Here is a 16,740-nt window from a genome sequence, read left to right as displayed (position 1 = left end):
CAGGGAGAGGGAGCACCGGGGGTCGGCCCTGGCAGGTGGCGTAGCTGGCGCCGCGAGCACTCCGAGGACCGTGCCCGCGACCCGCCGGGCGCGCTGAGCACCCCGGGCTCGGTGAGGAACGGGCGCGGATCCGCCCCCGCCCGGCCCCCGGCGCAGCCCCGTGCCCGTCCGGCCCCGGCCCCCGGCGCAGCCCGGTCCCCCTCCGGCGCTCCAGCACCGAGAACGCGCCTGGTGCCCGCCGATCCGATGCCACCGTCCAGCAGTGCACCCCCGCCGACCCATCGGCCGCATCAGCTGTCCGGGGGTGAACGCCGGCGCGTGGTCATCGCCCGCGCCCTGGCCAACACTGGTGTCTCGTGGTCCGGTTGCCGCCCGCGTTCCTACACTCGCCGCCATGTGCGCATACGTGGTCGTCGCCGAGGACGACCGGAAGCAGGCCGAACTGATCCGTCGCTATCTGGAACACGAGGGCCACCGGGTGACCGTCGTCCACGACGGGCGGGCCGCACTGGCGGAGGTCCGGCGGCAGCCGCCCGATCTGCTCGTCCTGGACGTGATGATGCCCCAGGTGGACGGCCTCGACGTATGCCGCGTGCTGCGTGCGGAATCGACCCTGCCGGTGCTGATGCTGACCGCCCGCGCCACCGAGGACGATCTGCTGTTGGGCCTGGGCCTCGGTGCCGACGACTACATGACCAAGCCGTTCAGCCCGCGCGAGCTGATGGCCCGGATCCGCTCGCTGCTGCGGCGCAGCTCCGCCACCACGGCCGCGGCGGGCACGGAGCCGGTGCTCACCGTCGGGCCCCTGACCGTCGACCCCGCCCGGCACGAGGTGTCGATGCACGGCCGGCCGGTGGACTGCACACCCGGTGAGTTCCGGTTGCTGCAGATGCTGGCCGCCCGCCCCGGCCACGTCTTCACCCGCCCGCAGATCCTGGAGCGGCTGCACGGCTTCGACCGGTACGTCACCACACGCTCCGTCGACGTGCATGTGATGAACCTCCGCAAGAAACTGGAGACCGATCCGCGCCGGGCGCGTTTCCTGGTCACCGTCTACGGCGTCGGCTACAAGATCACCGACGGCACGGCCAGTCCGGCCACGGATGCGGTGGCCACGGTGACCACGGATGTGGCGGCCAAGGTGACCACGGACGTGGTGCCCGATGTGATCACCGGTGCCGCCGCCGACGGAGCAGCCCATCGTGCGCCGTGACGTACCGCTGCGCCGCAGCCTGCTGCTGCGCCTGCTCGCCGTGTCCGTGCTGGTCTCGGTGTGTTCGGTCGCCGCGACCGCCTGGCTGGCCGTGCGGACGACCGCGGTGGCCATCCGCGAAGAACGGGGCCAGGCCCTCGCGGACGACACCCGGATCTACGACCGCCTGCTCGGCTACGCGGCCCGCCATCCGCGCTGGGACGGCGTGGGCCCGACCGTCCGCGCCCTGGCCCGGGAGACCGGGCACCGCATCGTCATCACCGGTGACGGCCGGCGGATCGCCGACTCCGAACCCGCCCCGGACCTCCCCTACCGGCCGCCCGCCAAGGCGACCGCCGTCATCGACCCGCTCGCGGTGAGCCCCGATCTGCTCCCGGACTCCGCCTCCGACCGGATCGATCCGCGCGCCGTCGGGCCGTTCCGGCTCAGTGAGGACGAACGCACGAGGCTGCGCGGGGCGGCGCGACGCCAGGCCGAGTGCCTGCGCACCGTCCTCGGCCAGGAGATGACCGTGGTCGAGGCCCCGAGCGGGCGGCCGCGCGTGGAGAGCGGCGCCTCCCGGGTGCCGGAGAGCCCGCTTTGTGCCTCCACGACGCTCGACTCCCGCACCCCGACCGAGGCCAGGGCGCTGTCCGCGCTCACCGTCCTCGTCAACACCTGCCTGTCCCGACGCCACGCGGCCGCGGTGAAGCTCACCCTGGACGACCACGGGACACCCCGTATCGAGCCGCTGCCGGCGCCACGCTCCCAGCCCCTGCCGGCGCCGCCTTCCGGGTCCCCGCAGGAGCCGCCTTCCGGGCCGCGCGACGGCGGGAGCGCCGATGGCCCACTGGTCGCCTCATGCCTGGCCAGTGGCCGCGCCCAGCAGCTCGGGCCGTACGTCGCCCCCACGGCGGCGCTGTATGTCACCAGTCCGGGCCGGAGCGCCACGACGTTCTTCGACCTGTCCGCGGGCAACCGCGCCCGTATCGCGGGCGGCGCCGTCCTCGTGCTGCTCGTCACCGTCACCGCCACCACGCTCGCCGGGTTACGGCTGGTCAGGCCGCTGCGTGCGCTGACCGAGGCGGCGCGGCGCATGGCGGAGGGGGAGCCCGGCGCGCGGGTGGCGGTCACCGGCAACGACGAACTGGGCCGCCTCACCTCGGCGTTCAACGCGATGTCCAGGCGGCGTGACCAACTGGAGGCGGTGCGCAAGGACATGGTCAGCGATGTGGCCCATGAGCTGCGCACTCCGCTGAGCAATATCCGCGGCTGGCTGGAGGGCGCGCAGGACGGTGTCGTACCGCAGGGCGACCTGCTGGTGTCCTCGCTGCTGGAAGAGGCGTTGCACCTCCAGCACCTCATCGACGACCTGCGGGATCTGTCCGCGGCCGACGCGGGAGAGCTGCGGCTGAACCTCGTCGAGGTCGACATCGCGGACTTGCTGGCCCATACGGCGACGGCCCATCACGCGGCGGCGGAGAACGCGGGTGTCACCCTCCGCGCGGAAACCCCCGGCGACCGCGTGGCCGTCGAGGCCGATCAGGTACGGCTGTACCAGGCGGTCGGCAACCTGGTGGCCAACGCCCTCCGGCACACCCCGTCCGGCGGCGCCGTGTCCCTGCGCGCCCGCCGGGCCGGTGACGAGGTGCTGATCGAGGTCGCGGACACCGGCTCCGGAATCGCCGCCGAGGATCTGCCCCATGTCTTCGACCGCTTCTGGCGCGCCGACAAGTCGCGCAGCCGCCGGACCGGCGGCAGCGGTCTGGGTCTGTCCATCGTGCGCAAGCTGGTACAGGCGCACGGAGGCACGGTGTCGGCGAGCAGCACCCTCGGCGAGGGCTCGGTGTTCACCATCCGCCTGCCCCGGGCGCCGCTCCCGCCCGCCGCCGACGGCACCGGAGGACGCGTGACGGACCGCCCAGCGGCTCGCTGAGCGGTGCCGGTGAGGGGCGTCGTGCCACCACCCGCCGGGGGCCGGTCGTGCCCGGCCCCCGGCGTTCACTCGTCCAGGACGGTGCGCAGCGCGGTCCGCGCTCCCTCACCCACCATCTGGTGCACGGACATGCCCGGCAGGGTGGGCAGATACGCCCAGTGGGTGACGGGTTCGGCACAGGGGCGGCCGTAGGGCAGACGGACGACTTGGTCGGAGTCGACGAAGCACTCACGGTGCTCGGTCCCGTCCTCAGCGATGTGGAGGGTGGTGAAGTACATGGGCAACACCAGCCAGAAGTCCTCTCCGGACGCCGCGTCGGGATCTTCCCCGCCGCCGGACGGGTAACGGCCCGTCGTCGCCGCCGCCACGGGCAAACCGTCCCTGGGCAGCCGCTCGCGTACGTCCACCCACGTCACCACCGCGTCCATGTCCACTCCCGACTCGGGCCCGCTTCCGGATACGCGATTCTCACAGCTGAGGTCGGATCAGCGCGCACAGGGGTATCCATGCGCCGGAGGCCGTGACCTCCTCCAGGACGCCGGGCAGCGGCCCGACGCCGAGACCGGGGCCGGTGGGGACCTCGAGGTGGCCGTCGGCGAGGACGAACGGGTCGGTGATGTCGGTGGCGACGTAGCGGCTGGCGGCGGAGGTGTCGCCGGGGAGGGTGCAGCCGGGCAAGGTGCAGCCGGGCAGGGCGGCCAGGGCGACGTCGGCGGCGGACGTGCCCCGGCAGTCGGTCCGGCGGCGGGGAACGTGGCCCCGACGTACGCACGGTGGGCCACCGTGCCTTGGTCGCGCGGAACACATCAGGAGCCCGCCGCTTGGCCGTGTGGACAACTCCGCCGCATAACAGACGGCGCCGGGCGGCCCGTTGGCCAAGCGCACAAACCACGCGCGGAATCCCTGGACAGGCACCGCATGCCCGCCGCCGGTCCATGCCCGATGCTGTGCGTCACACCGGTTACAACGCAGGTAACCGCGTACGGGAAGGAGACCTGATGCGACGTAGGACGAGTGTGGTCGCGGCCTTGGCGGTCGTCGTCCCCCTGCTGACCGCCCCGGCCGTGTCGGCCGCGACACCGCGGTGTGACACGAAGCCCATCGAAAAAGCGCTGGAGGAACTGCGCGACGTCGGCGCCTCGGGAATCAGCGTGACGGTGAAGAGTCCACGCTGCGGGCTTCGGAACGACGGGGTCGGCCTCGCCGATCTGAGGACGGGGCGCAAGGCCGTCGGCAATGAGCACAGCCGTATCGCCAGCAACACCAAGACCTGGGTGGCCACGGTCGTGCTCCAGCTCGTCGGCGAAGGCAGGATCAGGCTCGATGACAGCGTCGACGACTACCTTCCGGGTCTGATCCGCACCGAGCACTACGACGGCCGCGAGATCACGATCCGGCAGCTGCTGCAGCACACCAGCGGCCTGCCCGATTACCTGGAGGCACCGTTCTGGGAGGACGAACTCGCGCACCGCTGGGACCACTTCGAGCCCATGGACACGGTGCTGCAGGCGTTGACTCTGCCACCGGCCGACACCAGCCGTCCGCACGGCTTCTCCTACTCCAACACCAACTACAACCTGGCCGGGCTGATCGTCACCAAGGTCACCGGCCGCGGCATCAGCACCGAGATCAAGGAGCGGATCATCAAGCCCCTCGGCCTGCGCCACACCTCCTGGCCGGGCGACCGGACCACACTCCCCGAGCCGGACCTGCGAAGCTATGTGAAGCGGTCCGGGAAACTGCTGGACTGGACGGAATGGAACGTCTCCGGGTCCGACGCATCGGGCGCGCTGGTCTCCACCGGTGCCGATGTGACCACCTTCTTCACCGCGCTGATGTCCGGCAAACTGCTGGCCCCGGCCCAGCTGGCCGAGATGAAGCGCACCGTTCCTGACCCCGAGGAGCGCGGCGGGAGCTACGGCCTGGGAGTCGAGCGCTATGAGCACACCCCGGGCTTCGTCACCTGGGGACACAGCGGCTTCATGGAGACCGGCCACAAGCTCAGGAACGCTGTCACCGATGACGGGCAGCGGGCCGTGACCCTGCTGATCGGCTCGGAAGAGTTCAGGGAGGAGAAGGTGGACTCCGTCCTCCGCGAACTCATCCGTGACCTCCGCTGACCCGGACTCACCCGTCCGGGTCCTCGGGAACCCGCCGTCAGGGACCGGCTGACCGGGAACACTCGGCCAGAACCCGCAACTGCAGCCACAGGACCAGCCGTTCGTCGGGGTCCTCCAGGTCGATCCCGAGCTGCCGGCCGACCTGCCTCAGACGGTAGCGGCAGGTGTTGGGATGGACGGAGAGCGCCCTGGCCGCGCCCGCCACGTCACAGCCCGCGTCGAACCAGGACACCAGGGTGCGGGCGTAGTCGGTGCCGTGCTCGGTGTCCGCCGCCAGCACCCGCCGCCAGGCGCCCGCCCGCAGCCCCCGCCGCTCCCGCATCACATCGGCCAGCCGCAGCAGCGTCACCCGGGGACGCACCTCCTCCACGGTGGCCACCGGCAGATCGTCGTCCAGCAGCCGCAGGACCGCGTCCGCGTCCGCACGCGAGTCCACCACCCCGCCGGGGCCGGGCACCACCTCGCCGAGCGCCGCCCGTACCGGCACCCGCAGCGACCGCGCGGCCTGGCGCACGGTGTCCTCCGCCAACTGCCGGTGCCGCCGGTCGGCAGTCCTCCGCTCCTGCGGCACACGTTCCCCGCCCCGCTTCCCGGGCGCGGGGAGCAGGGCGTACACCACCCCGTCCAGGAGCACACACGCATGCCGCCCGTAGCGGGCCTCGCATTGCAGGCGCACCACGTCCAGCAGCCTGAGCAGGGTCCGCTCGGCGTCCGGCACGCTCGCCGTGGAATCCAGCACGAACGCGGCCACCCGCACCGCGCTCCACCCCAGGCGGTGTGCCGTCGAGGCGTCCGCCGAGCCGTCCAGCAACCGGCGCACCAGATCGATGTGCTGATCCCGGGCCAGCTCCTGGGCCAGCCGGGTCCGCAGCAGAAGCAGCGCCGCCGTGGAGGCGCCCTGGGCCAGGATCTGCTCGGCGTCCGCGGCGAGCGTGCCGCCGTCGACCACCCAGATCGAGCCGAGCGTCTCCCCTCCGGCCCGCACCGCGACGGCGAGCCGCGGCAGTTCGCCCGCGGTGAGCGGGGGCAGCCGCACCGGTCCGTCCGCGCCGAACACCAGCCGGACCTGGTCCGTGTTCTCCACGGTGTCCGGGACCTGGAGGCCGAGGATGCCCTGGCGGCGGTCCTCGTCGACCGGCTGACCGGGCACCGTGGAGTAGGCCAGAATCCGCTGGCGCGGGTCCTCCACGGCCGTCGCCCCACCGGTCGCCGCCGCGATCGCGTCGGCCAGCGCGAACAGGTCGCCCAGCCCGTCACCGGGGGCGGACCGGGCGCCGATCGCCGAGGCCAGCATCAGATGCACATGATGCCAGGACGCCTCCTCGTCGACCGACAGCAGCGCCACGCCATGTGCCTCGGCCTCCCCGGCCGGCCCGTCCGCGCCCCGCACCACGATCCCGGTCATCCCGGCCTCCGCCGCGGCCCGCACCAGCGGCCCGGCCGCCCCCGGCCGCACGCCGACGGCCAGCAGCAGGGCCCCGGGTGCGTGCGGGAGCGGGGCGTGCGCGTCGTACAGCAACACCTCGGTGACCGGGGCGGCGGGCCCGGCGGGCGCGGTGTGAAGCCGCAGGGCCGAGCTGCCGACGAGGTCGCCGAGCGTACAAGGGTCCACAAGTGCTCCTCACCGCCCCGGGGCCGTCCGGGCCACTGCCCTCACGGCCCCGGGGCGTCCCTTCCCCTTCCGGCTGGCAGGCCCTACCCCCGCACCGACTGGCCGGAACCGCCGGCCCTCGCCCCGGCTCCCCTCGGTACGCCGCGGTGGCGCGGCTCGCCCAGGTCCGGGAGCTGGGCCACGGGCAGTCCGGCGTCCGGGCCGCTCTCGACCGCGTTCGTGCGGTGCGGGGCGGAGAAGGCGGTCGCCGGAGGCGGCGTCCGGGGACCGGATCCCGGGGAGCGACGCATGAGGGCCACGGCGATCATCGTACGGTCAGATGAAGGCGGCGGGCGTTGTGCGGAGTGCGCGGCAGGGCGTTGAACGGGCCGATGAGCCGCCCGTCGGGCAGGGCGGCGGTGCGGCCTGCTCTTCCGCGTCGCGCGCCCGCGTGGCCCACGGACGGTCGTGCAGTGCGCCGTGCACGGTATGACGATGGGGGCGTTCGTGCCGCGGGTGATGCGCTCAGCCGTGGTAGGCGGCCATCGCGGTCCGGACGAACGAGCGGATCAGCGGATTGGTGTCGCCCGCGTTCCACGCCACCACCACACGGCTCGGCGGCATGTCGGCCAGCGGCACCACGGTGAGCCCCGCCGGCGGCTCGTGGTCCAGGAGGGTCATGCCGACCGTGCCGTTCCAGAGCACGGCCTGTCGGCACTCCTGGACCGCGCGCACCACCGGGCCCTCGCGAGGTTCCCCGCCGTTCCAGTACGACTGCCAGAGGGGGTCGGTGCCCTCCGGGAACCGGAACCAGCGGCGGCCGGCCAGGTCGGCCAGGCCCAGGCGGTCGCGACGGGCCAGCGGGTCGTCGGCGCGCAGCAGGGCGCCCACCGGGTCGGCCCGCAGCTCGCGCACGGCCAGGCCGGACTCGTCGAACGGCCCCCGGGTCAGGGCGACATCGACCGCTTTGGCGCGCAGCCCGCAGGTGGGGTCGGTCAGGTCGGCATCGCGGAGGCGGGCCTCGATGCGCGGATGCGACCGGCGGTAGGCGCGGGCCAGCCGGGTCGCGCCCGGGTCGGTGCCGTCGCCCAGGAGGCCGACGGTGAGGGTAGCGGCGCCGGCCGCCGCGGCCACCCGGACGCGTGCCCGGTCGGCTTGGTGGAGCAGGGCGCGCGCCTCGTCCAGCATGACCGCCCCCACCGGGGTGAGCGAGACACCGGCGGGGGAGCGGTCGAACAGCGGGGCGCCGGCCTCGGTCTCCAGCTGCTTGATCGCCCGGCTCAGCGGCGGCTGGCTCATATGCAGCCGGGCGGCCGCCCGGCCGAAGTGGAGTTCCTCGGCGACCGCCACGAAATAGCGCAGCGTACGTAGCTCCATGGCGCGACGATACCCGTACGGTATCGGCGTCGGGGAACCGGTCGTGGACAGCCGCGGCGCCCTGGCGGCGGGATCCGTTCCGGGGCGGCGACGGTGACGCGCCGACAGGGTCCTGGCGGACCGGCGGCGGCTGCGGTCCCCGCACGCCGGCCGTCTTCGTCGCGATCGTCGTCCCCGCGTAACCGGTGGCGACAGTGGTGGCCCGGGACGGCCGTGCCCCTCGACAAGGCCGGACCGCGGGAGATCACCACACGTCCGGGCCCCCGCCGCGCCAGACGACCAGGGCGGAGTCCTCGAGATCCAGGCTCTCCACGTCCTCCAGCCCCGCCCTGCGGAGGAACTCCAGAAAGTCGGTGATCCCGTACGCCACGCCCAGGATCGTGCCATCCACGCGCACCCGCCGGCCGCCGCTCGGCGAAGGCGGCTGGACGACGATGCGCGGCGCGCGGTGGGCCATGCGTTCAGCGTCCGCCCGGACCCGGGCGGACGCATCCGGGCAGGGCCATTCGGCCGCGTCGCGGGGCGGCGGCGGGCGCTTCCGGGGCTTTCGGGCGTGGTGATCCTCGGCGTTCCCAAGGACGCCACCTCCGCGCGCCTGGGTCGAGGGGACGGGTGGCCGGTGGCGGGGTCACGTCCGCGGCGGCCCTACACCTACGCCGGCAGCCGTCACCGGATGCCGTACCGCAACTCCATCGCCCACGCCGCCGTCGTGATCGACGCCCTGGAACGCTGGTTCCCCGAGTACGCCGCCCGGCACACCGACGGACTGGTCGCCCCGCAGGGCATCGTGTCCTCCGTGGAGGGCGGCCGGCCGCGGACATCCGCATCGCCGGTTCGGGCACGGGCGCTGACCGCCGCCCCCGCCTGGCCGGGAACCGGCGGCCTGCCCGTGCGGGGGCATACCATCAGTGCGGGCCACATGGCCGTGAACGACCCAGTCAGGATCGCCGGGAGGGAATCCGTCCGACATGTTCGACGCCCTGAAGAACTTGAAGGAGAAGGCCGAAGAGATCGCCGAAAGCCACGGTGACAAGATCTCCGACGGCCTGGAGAGAGTCGGCGACTTCATCGACGACAAGACGGACGGCAAGTACAGCGACAAGATCGACACCGGGGTCGACAAGGCTCAGGACTTCGTCGAGCGCCTGGCCGACAAGGACTGAGCGGAGCCCCGGGGTACCCCGTCGGCGATGTGGTGCGGCCCGGCAGCCGGGCCGCACCACATCGCCGTATCCGCCACGGGTGACGGCGGGCCGGTGGCCGGCCAGTCGCCCGCGGGCGGGTCAGGTGCCGTCCTGGACCACCAGCGCGATGCGCTGGGGATCGAAGAGCGCCCACCGGGACGCGGTGGAACCGTGCAGCCGCAGCCGGCAGAGGTCCACCCCGTCCGCCCGCGTCCACCAGGCCGTGATGACACCCGGCCACGGCCACGGCCCTGTCTCGTCGTACACCTCCACCCGCCGGTAGGCGGGCCGGACCTGACCGTCGGGTGGACACGGACAGCCCTGTGACAGCTCTGCCAGGATGCGCTCCGGGTTCCCGTTGATGTGCACCGGCGTCCTCCCTGCGAACAACACTTCAACCTTTGCGCAAGTATTGATTATTGGTGGAGTGTGAGCAAGGGGGGCGCGGCGGGCGGGAGGGCGCGGGCCTGTCGGTGGCCCCGGTGGCGACCGGGTGTGCGTACGGCCGGAGATGGCTCCCTCGGCTGTCCGGCCGCGGCCGGCGCCTCGTCGGGAGCCGGAGCGGGCAGTGGCCGGGGGCCGACGTACGATCCCGGTGTCGATCAAGCCGAACACCAGGGGCGGGGCATGGAAGAGCGCGAGCCGTTCGCGTTGCTGCGTATCACCGGCAGCGGGGCGGCGGTGTCGCGGTCCATCTGAACGACTCCTGCGTTCCGGGCATCCCGGACGTGGAGGGGCAGCTGATGGTCCACAACGACTTCGTGACGGGGATTCACGACACCTCCGTGGAGCCGAGGGACCTGGCCGGCTGGGCATACGTACTGGACGAGGTCGAGGCCGGGCGCGAGGCCGTCTGGCGGGAGGCCGCGCGAGTCGCCGAGATCGGCATCCGCCTGGACTGGCGGGAGGACGACCACGACCGGATCACGGTCACCGTCGCGGATCAGCAGACCACGAGGCTGGCGATCTCCCTGCACATGGAGCACGGCTGGATCGACGAACAGCGCGCCCTGCTCGACCGGCTCCGGACGGCCTGGGCACACCTCATCCCCGGGGAATGGGGTCACACCTCATCCCGGGGGAATGAGGGATGAGGCACCGCCGCGGGCGAGCTGCCCCGGACCGCCCGCGGCGGTGCCATTGACCGCCGGGACGGCGCGCGGGCGCCGGTGCACCCCAGGGGCCGTGCGCCGGCTGACGAGGTCAGACGCCGACGACGGCCAGCGCGCCGTAACCGGCGCCCGCGACGAGAAGCGTGGACAGGGCCCCCAGGACGAGGCCGCGCCGTCCCGCGCGCAGCAGGGCGCCGATCCTGACGCCGCTGCCCAGCCCGAACAGCGCGGCGGCGAAGAGCAGGGTGGTGACGACTTTGACCACCGACAGCGCGGCCGACGGCATGATGCCGCTGCTGCGCACCAGCATCATCGCCAGGAACCCGAGGACGAACAGCGGAACGATCGCCGGACGCTTCCCCGCGGTGGTCTCGCCTCGCCGGCGCCGGACGATGCTGACCCCGGCGACCATCGGGGCCAGCAGGACGACCCTGGTCAGCTTGATGACGACGGCGATGGCGACCGCCCCGGCGCCCGCCGGTGACGCGGCCGCGACGACCTGGGCGACTTCGTGCACGGACAGTCCGGCCCAGGAGCCGAGCCGTTCGGGACTCATGCCCAGCGCCTGACCGGCGAACGGGATGAGCGCGATCGCGGCGCTGCCGTACAGCGTCACGAGGGTGACGGCGGTCGCCACGTCCTCTTTGTCGCTTTCGGTGACGCTGTCCATCGCCGCGATCGCCGACGCCCCGCAGATGGAGAACCCGGTCGCCACCATCAGCGCGAGCCCCCGCGAGACCCGTATCAGCCGGCCGAGCAGGAGTGTTCCGAAGAAGGCCACCAGCACGGTGACCACGACCGCCAGCACCTTGCCCGCGCCGAGCCCGAAGACCTCGCCGAGCCCCAGCTGGAGGCCGAGCAGAACGACGCCGAGCCGCAGGAACTTCTTCGTCGCCCAGCCCAGACCCTCCCGGGTCCCCGCCGGGAGACGGCCTCCCACCGCGACCCCGAGCACCACCGCGACGGTGAGCGCGCTCACCGCGGGCACCAGCGTGTTGAGGAAGAACGCGGCGGCCGTGCCGGCAGCCACCACGCTCAGCCCCGGAACCAGTGAACGAACCGGCCCGGCGACGTCCGGAGAACCTTCGACAACATGGTCTGATCTGGTCATGAACTGATCGTCATCGTGCCGCGCGGAGTGCGGTAGCGGTCAACAGACGGGGACGTCATTCCCCAACGGCATGACTGAACCGCCATGACCGAGCGGCATGACCGGAACGGCCGCTCGGCGGCACGGCGCGGCCACGTCCGTGGCCGTGGCCGTGGCCGTGGCGCCGGGGCCGGGAGAAGGCCATGGCCGGGGACGGTGACCGCGGGTCGGCCCGGCGCCATACGCTGGGGCGATGAGCCCACTGCCGGATCTGGAATCGCTGCGCCTGCTCGTTCTCGTCGGCGGCGAGGGAAGCCTGAGCAGGGCGGCGGCGCAGCTCGGTCTCGCGCAGCCGTCGGCCAGCAAGCGACTGTCCACACTGGAGCGCAGGCTCGGCCTCGTGCTGGTGGAGCGGACGCGGCGCGGATCACGGCTCACCGACGCGGGTCAGGCCGTGGCGGGCTGGGCCCAGCAGGTGCTCCGGGACGTGGACGGCCTGCTCACCGGCGCGGAGGCGCTGCGCACCAAGCGGGACGCCGAGCTGAGGGTCGCGGCGAGCATGACGGTGGCCGAGTACCTGATACCGGGCTGGCTCGGTGAACTGCGCCGGCTGCGCCCGGAGCTGTACGTGGGCCTCCAGGTGACCAACAGCGAGCACGTCCCGGAGCTGCTGCGCGGCGGAGCGGCGGATCTGGGGTTCATCGAGTCACCGCAGGCCCCGGCCGGGCTGCCCGCTCGGCGGGTCGCCCGTGACCGTCTGCTCGTGGTCGTCGCGCCGGGGCACCCCTGGGCGCGCCGCCGTCGCCCGCTGGGCGTTGCCGAACTCGCCGCCGCGCCGCTGGTGCTGCGCGAACGCGGATCGGGCACCCGCGAAACCCTGGACCGGGCGCTGCGCCGGGCGGGGGCGGCGGAGCCCCGGCCCCTGCTGGAGCTGGGGTCGGCGACGGCCGTGCGGAACGCCGTGATGGCCGGGACCGGACCGGCCGTGATCAGCGAACTCGCCGTGCGCACGGACCTCGCCGACCGCCGCCTGGTAGCGGTCGAGGTCGAGGGCATCGACCTGCACCGGGTCCTGCGTGCCGTATGGGCGTCCGAACGCCCTCTGGCCGGCCCCGCCGCCGAACTCCTGGCCGTGACCAGGCGGCACCGGCCGGGCACCGCCACCACGGGCGCCACCGCGCGGTGAGCGCGCGGCGGGGCGGCCCCGGGGACGGCCGCCACCGCCGGGTTCCCGGTGAGCGCGGTGCCGCCGTCGCCGACTGCGGCGCCCGGTAGGGCTACCGGTCTGGTGCCGCCCGGCTTCGCCATGCCTCCAGCCGTCCGACCCGCATCGGTAAAACAGATCACCTACAGCGAAAACATCTGTTCGACAGATCGACGGGCCTGCCCAAGGATTCCTCATGCGGTAGCACGGTCGACGCGACACCGGGAGGACTACCGCCTGAGTGGAGGCTGAAAGTTGAGTGAAGAGACCGAAGTAGTCGTCGTCGGGGCGGGCCAGGCAGGCGTGGCGATGAGCGAGCACCTGGGAGCCCACGGCATACCGCACATCGTCCTGGAGCGGCACCGTATCGCCGAGCGGTGGCGCTCGGAGCGGTGGGATTCCCTGGTGGCGAACGGGCCCGCGTGGCACGACCGGTTCCCGGGGCTGGAGTTCTCCGACGTCGACCCCGAGGCCTTCGCCTCGAAGGAGCAGGTCGCGGACTACTTCGTCGCCTACGCCGAGAAGATAGGCGCCCCGATCCGGTGCGGTGTCGAGGTGACCTCGGTGCGCCGGCACACCGGCCGGCCCGGCTTCCGGGTCGAGACCTCGCAGGGCCCCATCGACGCGCGCTTCGTCGTGGCCGCGACCGGACCGTTCCAGCGGCCCGTGATCCCGCCCATCGTCCCGGACGGCGCCGTTCCGGTGCAGCTCCACTCCAGCGGGTACCGGAACCCCGGGCAGCTCCCCGAGGGCGCGGTCCTCGTGGTCGGGGCCGGCTCCTCGGGCGTCCAGATCGCCGACGAACTGCGCCGGTCCGGCCGCCGGGTCTTCCTCTCCGTCGGGCCGCACGACCGTCCTCCCCGCCAGTACCGCGGACGTGACTTCTGCTGGTGGCTCGGTGTGCTCGGGCGCTGGGACGCGGAGACCCCGCCCCAGGGTGCCGAACACGTCACCATCGCGGTCAGCGGCGCCCGCGGCGGCCACACCGTGGACTTCCGCGCGCTGGCCGCCGACGGCATCGAACTCGTCGGCCTGACCGCGTCCTACGACGACGGCGTGCTGCGTTTCGCACCGGACCTCGCCGCGAACATCGCGCTCGGCGACGCCAAGTACCTGGAACTGCTCCGGGCGGCCGACGAGTACGTCGAGCGCAATGGGCTCGACCTGCCCGAGGAGCCGGAGGCCCACGTCATCGGGCCGGACCCGGAGTGCGTGACCGATCCCCGGCTGGAACTGGACCTGGCCGGCGCCGGTGTCACCTCGATCGTCTGGGCGACGGGCTTCGCCGCCGACTACGGCTGGCTCGAGGTCGACGCGTTCGACGACAAGGGCCGGCCGGACCAGCGGCGCGGCGTGTCCCGCGAGCCCGGCGTCTACTTCCTGGGCCTGCCCTGGCTCTCCCGCCGCGGGTCGAGCTTCATCTGGGGGGTCTGGCACGACGCCAGGTACGTCGCCGACCACATCGCGACCCAGCGGGGCTACCTCGCGTACAGGACCACCGACCGGCCCGGCGACGCGCCGGCGGGCCGGAAGAACTGAGGAGCAGATGCTGACCTCCCCGAGCGGGGGCCGCCAGGTGAAGGCCCCGATCGTCGCCGGCGGACACACCCGGATCCGTCCGTTCAACACCCGCGACACCTATCCCGAGCAGAACCTCGACAACGACCTCTGCCAGGCCGTCGTCGCCGGCAACACCGTGTACGTCCGGGGCCAGATCGGCCAGAACCTCGACACCAGCGAGTCCGTGGGCATCGGCGACGCCGAGGCGCAGGCCGAGCAGGCCATGGCGAACATCGCGATGCTGCTCGAAGAGGCGGGCAGCCGGATGGAACACCTGGTCAAGCTGACCATCTACCTCATCGACCCGCGGTACCGCGAGGCGGTGTACCGGACCGTGGGCCGCTGGACCAAGGGCGTCCACCCCATCTCCACCGGCCTGGTGGTCTCGGCCCTGGCCCGTCCGGAGTGGCTGTGCGAGATCGACGCCATCGCCGTGATCCCCGAGGAGGCGCGGTCATGACCTTCTCCCTGGTGGTCCGCGACGGCGAGCGGTTCGGCATCGCGGCCAGCTCATCGAGTCCGGCGGTCGCCGCCCGGGTGGCCCATCTGCGGCCCGGAATCGGCGCGGCGGCGTCCCAGAACGTCACCGATCCCACGCTCGGCACGAGCCTGCTCCAGGGGCTGGCGGAGCACGGCGACGCGGAACGCGCGCTGGCCGACGTCACCGGCGCGGCGCGGAACGCGAAGTCCATCGCCTACCGTCAGCTGACCGTGCTGGGCCGCTCCGGGCCGGGGTTCGCCTACAGCGGTTCGCGCACCCTGGGCAAGCACGCCTCGGCCACCGCGGAGGGGGCGGTGGCGGCCGGCAACATGCTGTGCGGCGAGCACATCCCCGGCGTCCTCCTCGACGCCTACTCCACCGCCACCGGCGAACTGGAGGAGCGGCTGGTCACCGCCCTGAAGGCCGCCGTGGCGGCCGGCGGTGAGGAGGGCCCGGTGCACTCCGCGGGCCTCGCGGTCGTCGCGGACGTGGACTGGCGGGTGACCGACCTGCGGGTGGACTGGGCCGACGACCCCATCGACCGGCTCGCCGAACTCCTGGACGTCTGGCTGCCGCAGCGGGACGACTACGTGCGCCGCGGGCTCGACCCGGCCTCGGCACCCTCCTACGGCGTTCCCGGCGATCTGTGATGGGCGCGCTGAAAGAGGCCGCCCGGCGCGAGATCGACCGGCACGCCGAGGAGCTGATCGGCCTCTCCGAGCGGCTGCACGCCGACCCGGAGACCGCCTGGGAGGAACACCGGGCCGCGGCCACCGTCCCGGAGCTGCTGGACCGGGCCGGGTTCGAGGTCACCCCCTCCTACCTGGGGCTGGAGACGGCGTTCCGGGCACGGTTCGGCGGCGGGCCCACCCGGATCGCGCTGTGCGCCGAGTACGACGCGCTGCCCGGCCTCGGCCACGCGTGCGGGCACAACCTCATCGCGGCCAGCTCGGTCGGCGCCGCGCTCGGCCTGGCCGCCGTCGCCGACGACGCCGGCCTCACCGTGGAGGTCTACGGGACACCGGCGGAGGAGGGCGGCGGCGGCAAGATCGAGATGCTCGACCGGGGCGCCTTCGCCGGGGTGGACCTCGCGATGATGGTGCACCCGGCGCCGGTCGACGTCGCCGAGGCCCGCCCGTTCGCGGTCAGCCACTCCAAGATCTCCTACCGCGGGAAGTCCGCGCACGCCGCGGCCTACCCCGAGGCCGGGATCAACGCGGCCGACGCCTTCACCGTGGCCCAGGTCGCGATCGGGCTGCTGCGCCAGCAGATGCCGGCCTCCGCCCGGGTGCACGGCGTGGTGACCCACGCCGGGGACGCCCCGAACGCCATCCCGGAGCGGGCCACCGGCCGCTGGTACGTCAGGGCCGAAACCCTCGCCGAACTGGCCGAGCTGGAACCACGGGTCATGCGGGCCTTCGAGGCCGGGGCGCTGGCGACCGGGTGCGAGCTGGAGATCGAGCCGGAGAGCAAGCCGTACGCGGAGTTCCGCGCGGACGAGACCGCCCTCGCCCACTACCGCGCGAACGCCCTCGCGCTGGGACGGGAGTTCGCGCCGCCCGGACAGGCCGCACGGATGAACCGGGCCTCCACCGACATGGGCAACGTCTCCCAGGTGGTGCCGGCCATCCACCCCTACATCGGGATCGGCTCGCTGCCCGCCACCAACCACCAGCACGAGTTCGCCGCGTACTGCGTGGGCGGGACGGCCCAGCGGGCCCTGCTCGACGGGGCGATGGCGCTGGCCTGGACCGGTGTGGACCGCGGCGCGCAGGCGGGGAGAGCGGCGGCATGACGGGGGCGGTCGCCGCCGTGGCCACGCGGACCGGTCGCGCGCCGTGGACGGACCCGGGCGAGGTCCGGTCCGGGTACGGCCCGGCGGCGGCCACCACC

16 protein-coding genes and 1 pseudogene are annotated in these 16,740 nt (G+C 73.4%); 10 read left to right on the top strand and 7 right to left on the bottom strand.

What is annotated here, in order from left to right; all coding sequences use genetic code 11:
* The first annotated feature begins 394 nt into the window (after window positions 1-394).
* Window positions 395-1,213 (top strand): response regulator transcription factor, encoded by an 819-nt coding sequence (locus AXW62_RS02955; RefSeq protein WP_079115448.1) that lies wholly within the window; start codon window positions 395-397, stop codon window positions 1,211-1,213.
* Complete coding sequence (locus AXW62_RS02950; RefSeq protein WP_079115450.1) at window positions 1,203-3,128, top strand: sensor histidine kinase; 1,926 nt, start codon at window positions 1,203-1,205, stop codon at window positions 3,126-3,128. The genes AXW62_RS02955 and AXW62_RS02950 overlap by 11 nt, the downstream gene beginning before the upstream one ends.
* Window positions 3,129-3,193: 65 nt before the next feature.
* On the opposite strand, the gene AXW62_RS02945 is transcribed toward AXW62_RS02950, so the two are convergent.
* On the bottom strand, window positions 3,194-3,556 hold the full coding sequence (locus tag AXW62_RS02945) for an AQJ64_40280 family protein (protein ID WP_060943096.1): 363 nt from the start codon (window positions 3,554-3,556) through the stop codon (window positions 3,194-3,196).
* A gap of 40 nt (window positions 3,557-3,596) precedes the next feature.
* Window positions 3,597-3,845: pseudogene (locus tag AXW62_RS02940) on the bottom strand (hypothetical protein); the annotation flags it as partial.
* A gap of 281 nt (window positions 3,846-4,126) precedes the next feature.
* Between AXW62_RS02940 and AXW62_RS02935 the strand changes: the two are divergent.
* Window positions 4,127-5,248 (top strand): serine hydrolase domain-containing protein, encoded by a 1,122-nt coding sequence (locus AXW62_RS02935; RefSeq protein ID WP_102885059.1) that lies wholly within the window; start codon window positions 4,127-4,129, stop codon window positions 5,246-5,248.
* 37 nt (window positions 5,249-5,285) lie between these two features.
* On the opposite strand, the gene AXW62_RS02930 is transcribed toward AXW62_RS02935, so the two are convergent.
* The 3 genes from AXW62_RS02930 to AXW62_RS02915 form a co-directional block, all read right to left on the bottom strand.
* Window positions 5,286-6,860: a PucR family transcriptional regulator gene (locus AXW62_RS02930; protein ID WP_060943094.1), complete on the bottom strand. Its 1,575-nt coding sequence runs from the start codon at window positions 6,858-6,860 to the stop codon at window positions 5,286-5,288.
* Between the two features lie 504 nt (window positions 6,861-7,364).
* Window positions 7,365-8,216: a LysR family transcriptional regulator gene (locus AXW62_RS02920; RefSeq protein WP_079115447.1), complete on the bottom strand. Its 852-nt coding sequence runs from the start codon at window positions 8,214-8,216 to the stop codon at window positions 7,365-7,367.
* Between the two features lie 244 nt (window positions 8,217-8,460).
* A complete protein-coding gene (locus tag AXW62_RS02915) occupies window positions 8,461-8,673 on the bottom strand; it encodes a hypothetical protein (protein WP_030831353.1) in 213 nt (70 codons plus the stop codon).
* 511 nt (window positions 8,674-9,184) lie between these two features.
* On the opposite strand from AXW62_RS02915, the gene AXW62_RS02910 reads away from it, so the two are divergent.
* On the top strand, window positions 9,185-9,379 hold the full coding sequence (locus AXW62_RS02910) for an antitoxin (protein WP_030831356.1): 195 nt from the start codon (window positions 9,185-9,187) through the stop codon (window positions 9,377-9,379).
* Between the two features lie 120 nt (window positions 9,380-9,499).
* Here AXW62_RS02910 and AXW62_RS02905 read toward each other — a convergent pair whose 3' ends face one another.
* Window positions 9,500-9,769, bottom strand: coding sequence for a hypothetical protein (locus AXW62_RS02905; RefSeq protein ID WP_030831359.1), 270 nt, complete (start codon window positions 9,767-9,769; stop codon window positions 9,500-9,502).
* Window positions 9,770-9,822: 53 nt separating this feature from the next.
* On the opposite strand from AXW62_RS02905, the gene AXW62_RS46585 reads away from it, so the two are divergent.
* Complete coding sequence (locus AXW62_RS46585; RefSeq protein WP_306305040.1) at window positions 9,823-10,494, top strand: DUF5959 family protein; 672 nt, start codon at window positions 9,823-9,825, stop codon at window positions 10,492-10,494.
* Between the two features lie 109 nt (window positions 10,495-10,603).
* Here AXW62_RS46585 and AXW62_RS02895 read toward each other — a convergent pair whose 3' ends face one another.
* Window positions 10,604-11,623 carry a YeiH family protein gene (locus tag AXW62_RS02895; RefSeq protein ID WP_079115446.1) on the bottom strand — a complete coding sequence of 340 codons (1,020 nt, stop codon included), beginning with the start codon at window positions 11,621-11,623 and terminating at the stop codon, window positions 10,604-10,606.
* A gap of 232 nt (window positions 11,624-11,855) precedes the next feature.
* On the opposite strand from AXW62_RS02895, the gene AXW62_RS02890 reads away from it, so the two are divergent.
* The 5 genes from AXW62_RS02890 (at window position 11,856) to AXW62_RS02870 (ending at window position 16,642) form a co-directional block, all read left to right on the top strand.
* A complete protein-coding gene (locus AXW62_RS02890; RefSeq protein WP_060943091.1) occupies window positions 11,856-12,788 on the top strand; it encodes a LysR family transcriptional regulator in 933 nt (310 codons plus the stop codon).
* 273 nt (window positions 12,789-13,061) lie between these two features.
* The gene (locus AXW62_RS02885; protein ID WP_079115445.1) at window positions 13,062-14,345 is read left to right on the top strand and encodes a flavin-containing monooxygenase; all 1,284 of its coding nucleotides are present in this window, start codon (window positions 13,062-13,064) and stop codon (window positions 14,343-14,345) included.
* A gap of 7 nt (window positions 14,346-14,352) precedes the next feature.
* A complete protein-coding gene (locus AXW62_RS02880) occupies window positions 14,353-14,826 on the top strand; it encodes a RidA family protein (RefSeq protein WP_060943089.1) in 474 nt (157 codons plus the stop codon).
* Window positions 14,823-15,497 (top strand): DUF1028 domain-containing protein, encoded by a 675-nt coding sequence (locus tag AXW62_RS02875; protein WP_060943088.1) that lies wholly within the window; start codon window positions 14,823-14,825, stop codon window positions 15,495-15,497. Before AXW62_RS02880 ends, AXW62_RS02875 begins: the two co-directional genes overlap by 4 nt.
* Window positions 15,497-16,642: a M20 family metallopeptidase gene (locus tag AXW62_RS02870; protein WP_060943087.1), complete on the top strand. Its 1,146-nt coding sequence runs from the start codon at window positions 15,497-15,499 to the stop codon at window positions 16,640-16,642. The genes AXW62_RS02875 and AXW62_RS02870 overlap by 1 nt, the downstream gene beginning before the upstream one ends.
* The last annotated feature ends 98 nt before the right edge of the window (window positions 16,643-16,740 follow it).

It is taken from the genome of Streptomyces hygroscopicus subsp. hygroscopicus (assembly GCF_001553455.1).
Classification (GTDB): Bacteria; Actinomycetota; Actinomycetes; order Streptomycetales; family Streptomycetaceae; genus Streptomyces; species Streptomyces hygroscopicus.
The sequence above is the reverse complement of the archived record's forward strand: the minus strand, read 5'-3'. Positions and strand labels throughout refer to the sequence as shown.